We start from the raw sequence: 14,358 nt of genomic DNA, 5'->3' as shown, positions 1-14,358 counted from the left end.
ACTTCGTCGGCGCCGACCTGCAGGGCGAAGGCGGCGTCGTCGAGTCCGGAGACGTCGCGCCAGACATCGCAGCGGGCCTGGATCGCCTGGCCGACCGCATCGTTCGCCGGCGCGCCGGAATAGCAGGCCAGGCTGAACCGGTCCTTGTCGTGATGCTCCATCACCGGCGCGAAGAACTTGGTCAGCTGGTGCTGGTTGAAGAGCGGCGCGAAGTAGCCGATCCGCAGCTTGCCATCGGCCCGGGTCAGCCGCCGGCGGCCCTTGGGAAGGCCCTTGGCGTGGGCTTCCCAATACCTCATCCCCTCTTGATACATGGCGTCGGGCGTCGCTCGCTGAAAGGCCAGCGCATAGTGCAGGAACGAATGGTGCTGCGGGTGCGGCCAGCGCCGTTCCAGCGATTCGAAGGCGGCGATCGCTTCCTCAATGCGGCCCTGGTGCTGCAGCGCCAAGCCCAGCCGCAGGCGCAACGACGCCACGTCCGGATTGGCGTCGATCAGCCGCTGGTAGAGGCCGGTGGCGGTGGCCATCTGGTTGCGGCCGTAGAAGCCCTCCGCCAGGTCCAGCAGGCGCTGGGGGTCGGCGTCAAGCGCCAGGGCCTCGGGCGCATGGGCCGCCAGGATCAGCCGGGCATGCTGGTCCCGGGCCTCGGCCAGCGAGCGCAGGGCGTCATCGTGCTTTCCGGCGGCGATCTGGGCGGCGGCCAGCTGGTAGCGGGTCTCCGGGTCCCACGGGCGCTTGATCACCGCGCTCCGGAACAGCGCCTCGGCGTCGGCATGGGCGCCGTTCGCCAGGCAGGCCGCGCCGGCGGACATCATCTCGGCGGTCTCGTGACCCAGCAGCGAGACAGCGAACTCGGGTGGCGCGGACTGGGGCGGCGCGGGCTCAGGCACGGCGGATCTTCTTCTGGCGGGCGGTGTGGAAGGACTCCTGGCTGATCAGCACCTTGGCCGGCGCCTTGTAGGCCGCCAGGCTGGCGCGGCACGCCAGCCGGATACGGCGTTTCAGATCGTCCGCCGGCTCGGGGGTCTGCAGTGCGACCTTGGCCACCACGATCTGGCCCAGCAGCGCGTGGGCCTCGCCGATCACCGCGACGTCGAGGATATTGTCCAGGCCCAGGATCACGTCCTCGACCTCGGCCGGATAGACCTTCTGGCCGCCGACATTGATGATGTCGCTGACCCGGCCGAGGATCTTGATGTAGTCGCCCTCCACCTCGACCCGGTCCTGGGTGTTGAACCAGCCGTCAGCGTCGAAATTGGACGGGGCGTTGAGATAGCCCAGCATGGCGTATTGCGACCGGATCCACAGCACATCATCGACTACGCGGGTTTCGAAACCCTCGCCGCCGACCCGCACCCACAGCGACCCGTCCGGCCGCGACTGGGAGCGCAGGACGCCGACTTCGGACAGGCCATAGGTCTGCTGCAGCTCGACGCCGGGAAAGGCCGCCCGCAGCCGGTCGAGGGTGGATTGCGCCATCACCTCGGTGCCGTAGGTGATCCGCTTCAGCGAGCTGAGATCGAGCTTGCGGTGCAGGCCCGAGGCCAGCATCAGGGTCAGGAACGAGGGCGTCGCGGGCAGCAGTTCCACCCGGTTGCGGGCGATGGCCTCGCAGACTGCGGCCACCGAGCGGTCGGCCACCGTCACCACGGTTCCCAGGCTGCTGGTGATGCCCAGCACGGTGTTCACGCCCCCGAAGTGATCGATCATCAGGAACGGAATGGCGCGGGTGGCGGTCCGCGCCTTGCGGAACTTGTCGGCGATCCGGTCGAAGTCGTGGAGGATCGCCTTGGGCGCGCCGCTGGACCCCGACGAAAACAGGATCAGGCCCGGACGCCCGGCCGCCACCAGCTCGCTGACAAGGGCATGGTCAACGACGATCCGGCGGCGTTTGAACGCGGCCTGGCGGCCTTCGGGATCGAATTCCACGAACCAGTCGCAGCCGGAGATCGCCAGCGCGCCGTCCTCCTCAACGACGGCGGCGCGGCTCAACGGGATTACGATGGCGCCGGCTTGCGCCAGGGCCAGGATCAGGCAGACCACGGCCGGCGCATAGTCGGCCAGGACCGCGACCTTTTCGCCCGCCCGCACGCCCTCGCGCGCCAGGGTGTCGCTGAAGCCGTTGATGATCTCGACCGCCTGGCCATAGGCGACGGTCTCGCCCTCGTGGACAAAGGCCGCCTGGTCCGGCGCGGTGGCGAAGCGGTCGAGCAGCCACTGCATCGCTAACGCCCCAACTGCTCTTGCAGGACGACCTTGATCAAGGCGTAGGAGGTGATGTCGGCCGCGTCCTCGTCGGGGATCACCACGCCAAAGGTCTGCTCCAGCGCCAGCACCAGATTCATGTGGTGCAAGGAATCCCAGCTGGGAATCGTGTCGGCGCTGGCGTCCGGGCCGATGGCGTCCACGGACACCCCCAAGACGATGGCCATCACCTGCTTCAGCGCGGCTTCGTCAAGCATTCAGCACCTCGATCCACGGGCTTGGCGGGGCGGCGAAGGTCGCCAGCGCGGCGGCGTAGGACCGCACCCCTCCGGCGTCGCTGACCAGGGCCAGGCCCGCCCGATCGTAGAAGTCGGCGGCCTGAGCGTTCTTGGCCGTCGGCCAGTAGCTGGCCCGCACCCGCGTACAGCCCCGCGCGGCGGCCTCGCCAAGGATCGCCGGCCAGATAGCGAACTCGACGCCGCGTCCCAGCACCCGGCAGCTCATGAACAGGCTCTCGATGCTGGCCGTCGCGCCCGCATGGCGAACCACAACAACCCCCGTCAGGCCGGCCGGTCCGAAGCGGTCGGCGACCTCCAGCGACCAGACGGCCACGGCCGGATCGGCCATCAGCCCCTCGATCTCACCGTCCGTATAGCGGATCGTGGTCAGGTTGAACTGGTTGGATTTCTGGCTCAGCTCGGCGATGCGCGTGCTCCTGGCGGCGTCATCCCGCGCCAGGGTGACGGTCAGGCCAAGCGAGGCAAGATAGTCCTCGTGGGTGGCGAACGCCTGTTGTTCGGCGAGAGCCTCGGCGCGCTGGCGGTACTGGGCGGTCTTGTCGGCGCCGTCGGTCATCACCCCGCCGGCCAGGAACAGGTCCTTGATCGCGGCGATCACGGCGAGGTAGTCGGGCGGGCTTGCGGGAACCTGGAACACGGTCACCTGCGGCGTCTGGCTGCGCACCGCCTCGCACTCGAAAGCGGAGTCATCCAGGAACACAAGGCTGTCGAGGCCGATGTTCAGGTCCTGGGCGAGCTGGCGCAGGTTTTCGACCTTGTCCGACCAGTTGACCTGGCTGGCGATGATGTCGGGCGGTCGCAGCACCATGTCCGGATGGCTGGCCAGCACCGTGGCGACTTCATCCGCGTCGTTCTTGCTGCAGAGGCAGAGCAGCACGCCGCGCCGTTGCAGCGCCAGGAACTCTGTCTGGGCGCGGTGGAAGACATTGCCGGGATAGCTGTCGGGGCTGAGCCGGATGCCGCTCGCCAGATCCTCGCCCAGAATGCCGCCCCAGAGCGTGTTGTCACAGTCCAGCACCAGGGCCTTCGGGAACCGCGTCCCATAGGCCCGCGACACGGCGGTGACCTGTCGGGCCCATTCGTCCAGCAGCGGCGGGGCGTAGGGGGCGGTGTTGCGCAGGTAGAAACGCAGGTCGAAAGCCGCGCGGCGTCCCAGGTCGGCGACCAGTCCCGCCAGGTCGATCCAGCGGACGTTGGCGAAGGCCGCTGCTTCCTCACGCAAGGCTTGGTTCAGCCGAGAGATCACCGCGTCAAGCCGGTCCCCGCCGGCCACCGGGGCGCTGATCCGATGCAGGCCGCAGAGGAACACCGTCCGGAAGCCGCCGGCGCCGCGCAGCACCAGCCGCCAGCGGGCGCGCAGGTCGGCCTCGCGGGCCTCAAGCTCGGCGTCGGACAGCATCGCGGCGCGCGCCTCGAACGCCGGCTCCAGGGCGTCGAGGAACGGCGCCAACAACAGGTGGTCGCAGCGGGCCTCAGCGAACCGCGCCAGGTCGCCCAGCGGGTCGTCGAAATTTCCCTGGCTGACGCTCAGGCGCACGCCCGCCAGCAGCGCGTGACGGCGCAGATAGAGCCCCAGCATGTCCACGCTCGCCCCGGCGCTGACGCCGATATGCGCCGTGGCGATCGGGTCGGAACGCGCCTCGGCGGCGGTTACCGCGGCCATCACCTGCGCCAGCGAGGCGCCGGGATCGGCCAGGGGATCGCGGACCATCCCGGGGACGACCGGTCCGTTCACCGCATCACCATGCCGCCGTTGACGCTGAGGGTGTGGCCGGTGATGAAGCCGGCCTCCGCCGAGGCCAGATGCGCGACGGCCGAGGCGATGTCGGTCGGTGCGGCGAGCCGGCGCATGGGCGTCTGCCGCGCGGCGATCAGCTGGGCCTTCTCGGGGATGTCGCCGATCAGCGCGGTCTCGGTCATGCCGGGCGCCACGCAATTGACGGTGACGCCGCTGGGACCGACCTCGGCGGCGAGATAGCGCGAGAAGGTCGCCAGCGCCGACTTGGCCATGGCGTAGGCGGTCCAGGTGGGGGTCGGCGCGCCCTCCGTAACCTGCGAGGTGATGTTGACGATCCGACCATACCGCCGCTCGATCATGGCGGGCAGGCAGGCCTGGGCCAGCAGGACCGCGGCCTTCACCTGCACGTCGAGATGGGCCTGCACATGGTCCCATCGCAGGTCGGCGAAAGCCTTGGCGCCGATCGCCGGCGAGGCGTTGTTGACCAGCACGTCCACGGGTCCGAACGCCTGGGCCGCGGCCCGCGCCAGGCTTGCCGCTCCGTCAGCCGTGGCGAGGTCGGCCTGGATCGCCACCGCCCGCGCCGGGCCGTCCAGCGCCTGGATGGCGGCGACCACGGCGTCGGCCCGGTCCGCCCGGCCATGCCAGGCGACCACCACCTCCATCCCGTCGGCCGCCAGCCGCTGACAGATCGCCCGGCCGATGCCGCCGCCGCCGCCGGTGACCAGGGCCACGCGCCGCCGACCCGGATCGGCGGCTCCGGGCTGGGCCGCGCGGGGCTCCAGCACCTTGACCTTGCCGGTCCCGCTGAGCACGGTCTGGCCGGCCTGGTTTATGATCGTCGTGTCGAGTTCGAGCAAGCGGTCGCGCGCGTGCCGGGCGGTCACCGTGCAGCTGACCTGAAGCGTGTCGCCAAGGCGCACCGGCAGCAGGAACTCCAGGCTCTGGGCCACCCAGAGTGCGCCCGGCCCCGGCAACTGGGTGCCGATCACCGTGGAGATGAACGACGCCCCCAGCATCCCGTGGACGACGATGTCCTTGAAGCTGGTGGCCTCGGCGTAGGCGCGGTCGACATGCAGGGGATTGTCGTCCCCGGTCATCTCGACGAAGCGGCGCACGTCGGCCTCGCCGATGGTCCGGGTCAGGGTGCGGGCGTCGCCAACCTTGATGGCGTCGAAGTCGGAGAACATGCCCTAGCCACCCCGTCCGGCGCCCGCCGGCGCCCAGCGCCAGACGCTGGCGCCGAAGTTGAACCCCGCGCCGACAGCCGCCAGCACCACCGTCGCGCCGGGCTGGATCAGGTCACGCTCCACCGCTTCGCTCAGCGCAATGGCCACCGACGCCGCGCCGGTGTTACCGATTTCCTGGACGTTGGTGTAGGTGCGCGACAGGTCGGCGCCCATCTTGCGCACGATGTAGTCGATCAGGTTGTAGTTGGCCTGGTGGAAGACGAAGAAATCGACGTCGGAAAGCTCGCCGTCCGCCTTGCCCAGCGCCGCCTTCACCACCGCCGGCAGGTGGGTGATCGCCTGCTTCCAGGTCGCCAGTCCGTTCAGTTCCATGACGTCGCTGTCGGCGGGGCCTGCGCGGCCCATCGCCGGAAAGCTCGATCCACCGCCACGCACCCGCACCGCCTCATAGTTCGAGCTGTCGGTGTGGAAGGCCGAGGCGACGATGCCGGACCCGGCCGCGCCGCGGCTCAGCACCGCGGCGCCGGCCCCGTCGGAATGGTAGATCACGCTGTCGGCGTCGCCGCGGTCGATGTAGCGGCTGTTCAGCTCCACGCCGACCACCAGGGCATGGCGCACCGAGGGGTCGGCCGCCATCCGGTCGCTGGCCGCGGTCAGGCCGGAGACAAAGCCCGCGCAATTGGCCTGCAGGTCGAAAATCTGGCCGCCCCGGACGCCCAGCTCCTTGTGGATCTTCGCCGACAGCGGCGGGAAGGTGTAGTCGGCCGAGAAGGTGCAGGCGACGATCATGTCGATCTGGTCGGCGGCGATCCCCGCGCCCGCCATGGCGCGTGTGGCCGCCTGCACCGCAAAGGCGGACGCGGTGTCATCCGGCGCGGCCAGGTAGCGGCGCTTGATGCCGGTCTTCTCCAGGATCCACGCGGGCGTGACCTCGAGGTTGCGGCAGAGCGTTTCATTGTCCTCGACCACGCCGGCCAGGTGATGGCCGACGCCGGCGATGCAGACCCCCGACCCGGCGCGCAGGCTCATGACGCGACCTCGCCCAGAAACGCCAGCAGCGCCCGGTTGCCCGTCGCGATCTCCTCGAACCGCGCCGAGGGGCCGTGGCCGGGATGGATGAGCGTGTCGCCCGGGATCTGGTCCCAGAGCGCCAGCAGGCTCTTGCGCAGCAGGCCGTGGTTCTCGCCCGGCAGGTCCGACAGGCCGACGCCCTTGGCGTAGAGGCTGTCGCCGGTGAACATCTGGCGCCCGAAGCGGATGAAGCAGCTGCCCGGCGTATGGCCGGGGACCGGCAGGTAGCGGAGCGGCTGGCCGCCCTGACTCGTCGCGCCCGGATCGACCGGGGTGACCTCGGGCAGGACGATCCGCTGTTCGAGCTTCAGCACCATCAGCAGGAAGTTGCTGGTCTTCATGGTCTTCAGGTCGGCCGGGTGCAGGAAGACCGGCGCGCCATAGGCCTGCTGGAAGTGGCTCGCCCCGCCGATGTGGTCGAAATGGCCGTGGGTGCAGAACACCTGGCGCGGGGTCAGGCTCAGGCCCTGGGCCGCCCGGTCGATGCGCAGGGGATCGAGACCCGGATCGACGATGAACGCCTCGCCCGGGGTCTCGGTCGCGCAGATATAGGCGTTGGAGGGAAACCCCCCGCCGGTGACCTTCCACACCCCGTCGCCGACGCGCTCGGGAGCCCCGGATAGCGGCGCGGGGTAGGCTCTGGCCAGCATCAGTTCACGCCGCCGAGAAACACCGTCTGGGCGGTGACATAGCCGCTGGCTTCGGAGGCGAAGAAGTCCACCACGTTGAGAATGTCGGCCGGCGTCGCGAACCGTGGAACCGGCAGGCCGGAAATGATCGCCTCGATCTTGTCGCGGGGCAGTTGCGCCAGCATGTCGCTCTCGATGGCGGTGATGCCGAGCGTGTTGCAGGTGACGTTCATCGGCCCGAACTCCTTGGCCATGACGTTGGCCAGCGTCGAGAGGCCAGCCTTGGTCGCCGCGTAGACGGAGTCGCCCATGGGCTCCAGGCTGACCGCCATCGAGCCGATGTTGATGATCCGGCCCCACTTGGTCTTGCGCATGAACTTCGCCGCCTCGCGCGAGACGATGAACGGCGCCAGCAGGTTGACGTTGACCATCGCCTGGGCCGCGGCCGGCGGCATGATCATGGCGTACTGCGAGGTCAGCACGGCGGCGTTGTTGACCACGATCTCCAGGCTGGTGACTTGCTTGTGCAGCCCCAGGAACGCCTTCTGGATCGCCAGAGGGTCGGCCAGGTCGACCTGGACGTGATGATAGGCCGGGCCGGTCAGTCTGGCCTCGCCGCGGGCAAAACCGATCACCGACGCGCCCTGCGCCAGGAAATGCTCGGCGATGATCCGGCCCACGCCCCGCGTGGCGCCGGTGACCAGGGCGGTCTTTCCAGAATAGAGGTCCATGCGCGCTTGAGCCGGCGTGATTCCCAGAATCTCCGGGATTTAAGCCGCTAAGGGCGCCAACAGGGTTAACGCCGCGCGAACGTCGGCTCAGGCCGGCGCGATTTCCGAGATCAACTCGACGATATAGTCGGTGAGCGTGGCGACGTCGTCGAAGGGCGAGATTTCCCGGCTCATGGCGCGGTCGTCGGTCAGGCTGATCGGCGCGTCGTATTTCAAGGTGAGCGCGGTCTCCACGTCGACGATCACCGAGACCAAGGACAGGGAATCCATCGTCGCGTCGGCGCCGAACAGCGGCGTGGTCGGACCGACCGCCACCCGGTCGCTTAGGTCCAGTTCCTGGTTCAGGCTCTCCAGCGCGTCGAGCACGATGCCCATAGCCGCCTCACGCAGGGCCGCCTCGCGGAGCGCCACCGCGTCGCTCACGCTTTCGGCCCCGCGGCGCGCGCGCGGCCCAGCTTCATCAGGCCGCGCATCCGCGGCAGCGCCACGGCGCGGTATTCGTCGGCCAGCAGGCCAAGCGCGATGGCGTCATGGAATTCGCCGTCCATGAAGAAGTGCCGGCGCAGCCGCCCCTCCTCCTTCATGCCAAGGTATTTCTGCCATTTGACCATCAGCTGGTTGCGGTCCTCGATCACCCCATAGACCCGCTCCAGCCCCAGCCGCTCGAAGGCCAGGTCGTAGAGCAGCAGCATCGCCTCCACCGCCGCAGGCGTCCCCTGCGCGGACGCCTCGTCGCCGATCAGGAACCGCGCCGACTCAGCCCGGCGGTTGCCGAAGTCTATGTTGACCAGCGACAGCATGCCTATGGCCGGCCCGCCGTTCAGCGCGATGATATAGTTGACCTCGCTGGCCGGTCGCGCGGCGATCCAGCGCGCCTGATCCTCGACGGTGGGGGCCGCGGCGTTGAGATATCGGGCGCGCGCGCCATGCCGCCATCCGTGGGTGATCGCCGCATCGCTCGGCGCCAGCGGCCGCAGGACCACGAACTCGCCCGTCAGGCTGGCGGCAGGGTCGAAGGCCGGGGTCGCGGCGGGCGTGTCGGTCATGCCCCCAGCTATGGCGTGGAATCGCGAAACGGGCCAGCGTGGGACCGAAGGAATGGCGGGAAGGCTGCATGGTCCGGGACATCGATACCGACGCCGCATCGGCCCACGAGATGTTCCAGTCCTTCGAGGGCATGGAGGGCCTGCCGGTCACCGGTCCGGTGCGCCGCCGGCCGCTCAGCCTCGAGGCCTTCGCCCGCTCGGTCTACCCCGGCGTGCTGGTGGCGCTGACCATCGCGCTGGCCGCCTCGTGGCTGTCGCAGCACTACAACGCCCCGGTCATGCTGTTTGCGCTGCTGTTCGGCATGACCTTCCATTTCCTGCACGAGGAGGGCCGTTGCGTCGCCGGCATCGAGTTCGCGTCCAAGGCCATCCTGCGCACCGGCGTGGCGCTGCTGGGCGCGCGGATCACCGTCGAGCAGATCATCGCGCTGGGTCCCGTGCCGATCGCCATGGTGGTGGCCGGCGTCACAACGACCCTCCTGGTGGGCTTGCTGCTGGCTAGGATGCTCGGGCTCAGCCGCAGCTTCGGCGTCCTCTCCGGCGGTTCTGTGGGGATCTGCGGCGCCTCGGCGGCCCTGGCCATCGCCTCGGTGCTGCCGAAGACCAAGGAGAGCGAGCGCGATGTGATCCTGGCGGTGGTGGTGGTCACCACGCTCTCGACCATCGCCATGATCCTCTACCCGATGCTGGTCACAGCCATCGGCCTGGACCATCAGCGCGCCGGCCTGTTCCGCGGCGGCACCATCCACGACGTCGCCCAGGTGGTGGGCGCGGGCTACATGATCTCTCCGCAGACCGGCGACGTGGCCACATATGTGAAGCTGCTGCGGGTGGCGATGCTGCTGCCGGTGGTGCTGACCATCGCCCTGGTGCTGTCGCGCGGCCGGGCCGGCCAGTCGGGCGCCCGGGTGCCTATGCCGCTGTTCCTTTTCGGCTTCGCCGCGCTGGTGGCGCTGAACAGCCTGCACCTGCTGCCCAGGCCCGCGGTGGACGCGGCCGGCGAGATCTCCCGCTGGTGCCTGGTGGTGGCCATCGCCGCATTGGGCATGAAGACCACCTTCAAGGCGCTGATCGCCGCGGGCTGGCGGCCGGTGGCGGTGATGGGTCTGGAAACCCTGTGGATCGGCGGCCTGGTCCTGGCCGTGGTCGAGTGGCTGACCTAGTTCCGCGCCCGGAACCGCAGCGGCATGGCCTTGGGGCCGGAGATGAAGTTGGACGCCAGCCACTCCGGGGGCGCGGCCAGGGCGAAGTCGTCCATCCGCGTCAGCACTTCCATCAGCATGGCGTCGATCTCGATGCGGGCGATGTGCTGGCCAAGGCACCCGTGCGGGCCGGTGCCGAAGGCGATGTGCGGGTTCTCCGGCCGCGACAGGTCCAGGGTCTCCGGCCGGTCGAAGGCGGCGGGATCGCGGTTGGCGGCGCCGAAATACATCACCACCTTGTCGCCCTCGCGGATCTGTTGGCCGGCCAACTCGACGTCCTTGCGGGCGGTGCGGCGCATGTAGATCACCGGGCTGGTCCAGCGCAGCAGTTCCTCGCGCGCGTTCGCCAGTCGCCCCGGCAGGTCGGCCATCAGCCAGGCCATCTGGTCGGGGTTCTCCATCAGGGCGAGCAGCCCACCGGACAAGAGGTTGCGGGTCGTGTCGCCGCCGGCGTCGACCAGCAGCAGGAAGAACAGCAGGAACTCCATATCCTCCAGCCGCCGGCCATCGACCTCGCAGGCCAAGAGCTTGGACGCCAGGTCATCGCCCGGCCGCGCCCGCTTCTCGGCGATCACCCGGCCGCCATACTCGAACATCGCCGCCACCGCCGCCCCGCCCGCCCCCGGCGGCAAGGCTTCCGGCGCCGTGTGGATGGTCTCGGTGAGCTTGTAGAGTTCGCGCCCGTCCTCCAGCGGCAGGCCCATCAGCTCGGCGATCACGAAGGACGGCATCTCGCCCGCCACCTCGGCGACGAAATCGCATTCGCCCTTCCCGATCACCGCGTCGACGATCTGGCGGGCCAGGGCCTGGATGCGATCGCCGCGCAGGCGCGCGGCCGGCAGGGTGAACTCCTGGCGGATCAGCTTGCGGAAGGCGGTGTGTTCCGGCGGGTCCATCATCAGCATCATCTTGTAGGGCCCGAACCCCTGGCCCTGGCCCTCCCCCGCAACCTGGGGCGGCGGATCGGGGATCATGATGGTCGGCTCCGACGAGAACGCCTGGAAGTCGCGGTCCACCGCCCAGACGTCGGCGTGCCGGGTGACCGCCCAGAAGCCGCGCCCGCCCGGCTCGTCATGCCAGCGCACGGGGGCGTGCTCGCGCAGCCAGCGATACTGATCGTGCGGCTGGCCGTCGGCGAAGCTTACGGGCGACAGCAGGTCGATCTTCATGGGCGGGTCTCCGCGGGGCGTCGGCGGCGCACACTCGGCGCCGGCTTACGATGCGGCAGGCAAGCCCCGCCCGCTAGGCGTGACCAGATAGGCGGGGGTGAAACCCCGCCAAGTCGCGGCCAATGGGCCGGTGTCCGCACCGGCCCATTTGCTTTGCAGACCTGCGGGCCGCCTTCAACTCCACGGTGATCGGATCACAATGCACGAAGTCCGCCACGTAGGTCTGGCGCAACGGCTTACCCCGATAGGTCAGGCCAAGGGGGCGATGTGTTTCGAACAGGACGCCGCGCCGCGCAAACTCGCCTTCCAGGCACTCCTGATGGACAGCCTCCGAGAACCCCGCGCCCATGGCGCGATAGACCTCGAATGCCGCCCCACGGATTTGGAACGCCTCATCCTGATATGGAAGTCCGTCGATAGGCGCGCCGTCCATAGCGTCAGCCGAGCGGGAACGCCGCAATAGAACAATACAAGAACATATATACTCTCTTTCCGCGCTCTTTCCGTGTTTTCCGCGGTTCCTCTTTGAAGGGTCCGACGGTGCGGGACACGCCCGCTTGCGTCCCACCGACTCCCTCTCTAAACGGGCGGCTTAACCTGCAGAACTGGCCGGGCTTCGCGTGGAAAACGCGCGAGCCTCCGCGCGCGAGACCGAATGCCCAAGCGGACCGACATCTCCTCGATCCTGATCATTGGCGCCGGGCCGATCATCATCGGCCAGGCGTGCGAATTCGACTATTCCGGCGTGCAGGCCTGCAAGGCGCTCCGGGCCGAGGGCTACCGGATCGTGCTGGTCAATTCCAACCCGGCGACGATCATGACCGATCCGGACGTCGCCGACGCCACCTACATCGAGCCGATCACGCCGGAGATGGTCGAGAAGATCATCGCCAAGGAGCGCCCCGACGCCCTGCTGCCGACCATGGGCGGCCAGACGGCGCTGAACACGGCCCTGGCGCTCGACGCCTCCGGCGTGCTCGCCAAGTACGGCGTCGAGATGATCGGGGCCCGGGCCGAGGTCATCGACAAGGCTGAGGACCGCCAGAAGTTCCGCAACGCCATGGACGCCATCGGCCTGGAAAGCCCCAAGTCCAAGGCCGCCCACACGCTCGACGAGGCGCTGGAGGGGTTGGAATTCGTGGGCCTGCCGGCGATCGTGCGGCCCAGTTTCACGCTCGCCGGCACCGGCGGCGGCATCGCCTACAACATCGAGGAGTTCCGCGAAATCGTCGAGCGCGGCCTGGACCTGTCGCCCACCACCGAGGTGCTGATCGAGGAAAGCGTTCTGGGATGGAAGGAGTACGAAATGGAGGTGGTCCGCGACAAGGCGGACAACTGCATCATCGTCTGCTCCATCGAGAACATCGACCCGATGGGGGTCCACACCGGCGACTCGATCACCGTCGCCCCGGCGCTGACGCTGACCGACAAGGAATACCAGTGGATGCGCAGGGCCTCGATCGCCGTGCTGCGCGAGATCGGGGTCGAGACTGGCGGGTCGAACGTGCAGTTCGCGGTCAACCCGGCCGACGGCCGGATGGTGGTCATCGAGATGAACCCCAGGGTCAGCCGCTCCTCGGCCCTGGCGTCGAAGGCCACGGGGTTTCCCATCGCCAAGGTCGCGGCCCGGCTGGCCGTCGGCTACACGCTCGACGAACTGATGAACGACATCACCGGCGCGACGCCAGCTTCGTTCGAACCCTCCATCGACTATGTGGTCACCAAGATCCCGCGCTTCGCCTTTGAGAAATACCCCGGCGCCGAGCCGCACCTGACCACTTCGATGAAGTCGGTGGGCGAGGTGATGGCCATCGGCCGCACCTTCAAGGAGAGCCTGCAGAAGGCCCTGCGCGGCCTGGAGACCGGTCTTTGCGGTCTCGATGAGGTGGAGATCGAGAACGCCGGCAATCCGGAGATGGGCCATGCCGCGGTGGTCCGCGCCCTGGGTCAGCCGACGCCCGACCGCCTGCGGGTGATCGCCCAGGCCTTCCGTCATGGGCTGTCGGTGGAGGACATCCACGCGGCCTGTTCCTACGAGCCCTGGTTCCTGCGCCAGATCGAGGAACTGGTCGCCGAGGAGGCTGGCGTCCGCGCCCAAGGCCTGCCCGCCACGGCGCAGGCGATGCGCGCGCTGAAGAGCCAGGGGTTCTCCGACGCGCGGCTGGCGATCCTCACCGGCGGGACGGAAGCCCGGGTGCGCGAGACGCGGCGCGCGCTGGGCGTGCGGCCAGTCTACAAGCGCATCGACACCTGCGCCGGCGAGTTCCGGGCCGAGACGCCCTACATGTATTCGACCTATGAGACCGGCGCGCTCGGCCAGGCGCCCGACTGCGAGAGCGAGCCCACGGCGGCCAGGAAGGCGATCATCCTGGGCGGCGGGCCCAACCGGATCGGCCAGGGGATCGAGTTCGACTACTGCTGCTGCCACGCCGCCTTCGCGCTGGCCGAGATCGGCGTGGAGTCGATCATGGTCAACTGCAATCCCGAGACGGTGTCGACCGACTACGACACCTCCGACCGGCTGTATTTCGAGCCGCTCACGGCGGAGGACGTGCTCGAGCTTATTCATGTCGAACAGTCGAACGGGACCCTGCTGGGCGTCATCGTGCAGTTCGGCGGCCAGACGCCGCTGAAACTGGCCCAGCCGCTGGAGGACGCGGGGATTCCGATCCTGGGGACCTCACCCGACGCCATCGACCTGGCCGAGGACCGCGAGCGGTTCCAGCAGCTGCTGCACAAGCTCGACATCGCCCAGCCGATAAACGCCATCGCCCGCAGCCGCGACGAGGCTTTCGCCGGCGCCCATCAGGTCGGCTATCCGGTGGTGATCCGGCCGTCCTATGTGCTGGGCGGCCGGGCCATGGAGATCGTCCGAGACGACGAGCAGCTCGATCGCTACATCCGCACCGCCGTGCAGGTGTCGGGCGACTCACCGGTGTTGATCGACCAGTACCTCAGCCGCGCCACCGAGGTGGATGTCGATGCGCTTTGCGATGCGCAGGGCGCGGTGTTCGTCGCCGGGGTGATGGAACACATCGAAGAGGCCGGGGTGCATTCGGGCGACTCAGCCTGTTCCAT

The 14,358-nt window shown here is 68.9% G+C and carries 14 protein-coding genes; 2 read left to right on the top strand and 12 right to left on the bottom strand.

What is annotated here, in order from left to right:
* From RMN86_RS16415 to RMN86_RS16370, 10 genes are all read right to left on the bottom strand, one after another.
* A partial coding sequence (locus RMN86_RS16415) for a tetratricopeptide repeat protein (RefSeq protein WP_309606935.1) occupies window positions 1-890 on the bottom strand: 890 nt, incomplete at its 3' end.
* Complete coding sequence (locus RMN86_RS16410; protein WP_309606934.1) at window positions 883-2,223, bottom strand: long-chain fatty acid--CoA ligase; 1,341 nt, start codon at window positions 2,221-2,223, stop codon at window positions 883-885. The genes RMN86_RS16410 and RMN86_RS16415, both read right to left, overlap by 8 nt.
* A 2-nt stretch (window positions 2,224-2,225) precedes the next feature.
* Complete coding sequence (locus RMN86_RS16405) at window positions 2,226-2,462, bottom strand: acyl carrier protein (RefSeq protein ID WP_309606933.1); 237 nt, start codon at window positions 2,460-2,462, stop codon at window positions 2,226-2,228.
* A complete protein-coding gene (locus tag RMN86_RS16400) occupies window positions 2,455-4,239 on the bottom strand; it encodes an HAD-IIIC family phosphatase (RefSeq protein WP_309606932.1) in 1,785 nt (594 codons plus the stop codon). The genes RMN86_RS16405 and RMN86_RS16400 overlap by 8 nt, the downstream gene beginning before the upstream one ends.
* Complete coding sequence (locus RMN86_RS16395) at window positions 4,236-5,432, bottom strand: SDR family oxidoreductase (RefSeq protein WP_309606931.1); 1,197 nt, start codon at window positions 5,430-5,432, stop codon at window positions 4,236-4,238. Before RMN86_RS16395 ends, RMN86_RS16400 begins: the two co-directional genes overlap by 4 nt.
* A gap of 3 nt (window positions 5,433-5,435) precedes the next feature.
* A complete protein-coding gene (locus tag RMN86_RS16390) occupies window positions 5,436-6,461 on the bottom strand; it encodes a ketoacyl-ACP synthase III (protein WP_309606930.1) in 1,026 nt (341 codons plus the stop codon).
* Complete coding sequence (locus RMN86_RS16385; RefSeq protein ID WP_309606929.1) at window positions 6,458-7,153, bottom strand: MBL fold metallo-hydrolase; 696 nt, start codon at window positions 7,151-7,153, stop codon at window positions 6,458-6,460. Before RMN86_RS16385 ends, RMN86_RS16390 begins: the two co-directional genes overlap by 4 nt.
* Window positions 7,153-7,863 (bottom strand): SDR family NAD(P)-dependent oxidoreductase, encoded by a 711-nt coding sequence (locus RMN86_RS16380; RefSeq protein ID WP_309606928.1) that lies wholly within the window; start codon window positions 7,861-7,863, stop codon window positions 7,153-7,155. Before RMN86_RS16380 ends, RMN86_RS16385 begins: the two co-directional genes overlap by 1 nt.
* Window positions 7,864-7,950: 87 nt before the next feature.
* Complete coding sequence (locus RMN86_RS16375) at window positions 7,951-8,286, bottom strand: hypothetical protein (protein WP_309606927.1); 336 nt, start codon at window positions 8,284-8,286, stop codon at window positions 7,951-7,953.
* Entirely contained in the window at window positions 8,283-8,909 is a 627-nt protein-coding gene (locus tag RMN86_RS16370) for a GNAT family protein (protein WP_309606926.1), read from the bottom strand. The genes RMN86_RS16375 and RMN86_RS16370 overlap by 4 nt, the downstream gene beginning before the upstream one ends.
* 68 nt (window positions 8,910-8,977) lie before the next feature.
* Between RMN86_RS16370 and RMN86_RS16365 the strand changes: the two genes are divergently transcribed.
* Window positions 8,978-10,072, top strand: a complete 1,095-nt coding sequence (locus RMN86_RS16365) for a YeiH family protein (protein ID WP_309606925.1) — start codon at window positions 8,978-8,980, stop codon at window positions 10,070-10,072.
* Here the strand turns inward: RMN86_RS16365 and RMN86_RS16360 are convergent.
* Entirely contained in the window at window positions 10,069-11,280 is a 1,212-nt protein-coding gene (locus RMN86_RS16360; protein WP_309606924.1) for a cytochrome P450, read from the bottom strand. The genes RMN86_RS16365 and RMN86_RS16360 overlap by 4 nt on opposite strands.
* Window positions 11,281-11,353: 73 nt before the next feature.
* Window positions 11,354-11,713, bottom strand: coding sequence for a GxxExxY protein (locus RMN86_RS16355; protein WP_309606923.1), 360 nt, complete (start codon window positions 11,711-11,713; stop codon window positions 11,354-11,356).
* A gap of 222 nt (window positions 11,714-11,935) precedes the next feature.
* Between RMN86_RS16355 and carB the strand changes: the two genes are divergently transcribed.
* Window positions 11,936-14,358: carbamoyl-phosphate synthase large subunit (gene carB, locus RMN86_RS16350; RefSeq protein WP_309606922.1), on the top strand; the 2,423-nt coding region annotated here is incomplete at its 3' end.

The sequence above is a fragment of the Phenylobacterium sp. genome (assembly GCF_031360265.1).
GTDB lineage: Bacteria > Pseudomonadota > Alphaproteobacteria > Caulobacterales > Caulobacteraceae > Phenylobacterium.
This window is presented reverse-complemented; position numbering and strand designations above follow the sequence as displayed.

Coding starts and splice junctions, on each gene's coding strand:
- RMN86_RS16410 (WP_309606934.1), bottom strand. CDS start 2,223: ATGCAGTGGCTGCTCGACCGCTTCGCCACCGCGCCGGACCAGGCGGCC.
- RMN86_RS16405 (WP_309606933.1), bottom strand. CDS start 2,462: ATGCTTGACGAAGCCGCGCTGAAGCAGGTGATGGCCATCGTCTTGGGG.
- RMN86_RS16395 (WP_309606931.1), bottom strand. CDS start 5,432: ATGTTCTCCGACTTCGACGCCATCAAGGTTGGCGACGCCCGCACCCTG.
- RMN86_RS16390 (WP_309606930.1), bottom strand. CDS start 6,461: ATGAGCCTGCGCGCCGGGTCGGGGGTCTGCATCGCCGGCGTCGGCCAT.
- RMN86_RS16385 (WP_309606929.1), bottom strand. CDS start 7,153: ATGCTGGCCAGAGCCTACCCCGCGCCGCTATCCGGGGCTCCCGAGCGC.
- RMN86_RS16380 (WP_309606928.1), bottom strand. CDS start 7,863: ATGGACCTCTATTCTGGAAAGACCGCCCTGGTCACCGGCGCCACGCGG.
- RMN86_RS16370 (WP_309606926.1), bottom strand. CDS start 8,909: ATGACCGACACGCCCGCCGCGACCCCGGCCTTCGACCCTGCCGCCAGC.
- RMN86_RS16365 (WP_309606925.1), top strand. CDS start 8,978: ATGGTCCGGGACATCGATACCGACGCCGCATCGGCCCACGAGATGTTC.
- RMN86_RS16360 (WP_309606924.1), bottom strand. CDS start 11,280: ATGAAGATCGACCTGCTGTCGCCCGTAAGCTTCGCCGACGGCCAGCCG.
- RMN86_RS16355 (WP_309606923.1), bottom strand. CDS start 11,713: ATGGACGGCGCGCCTATCGACGGACTTCCATATCAGGATGAGGCGTTC.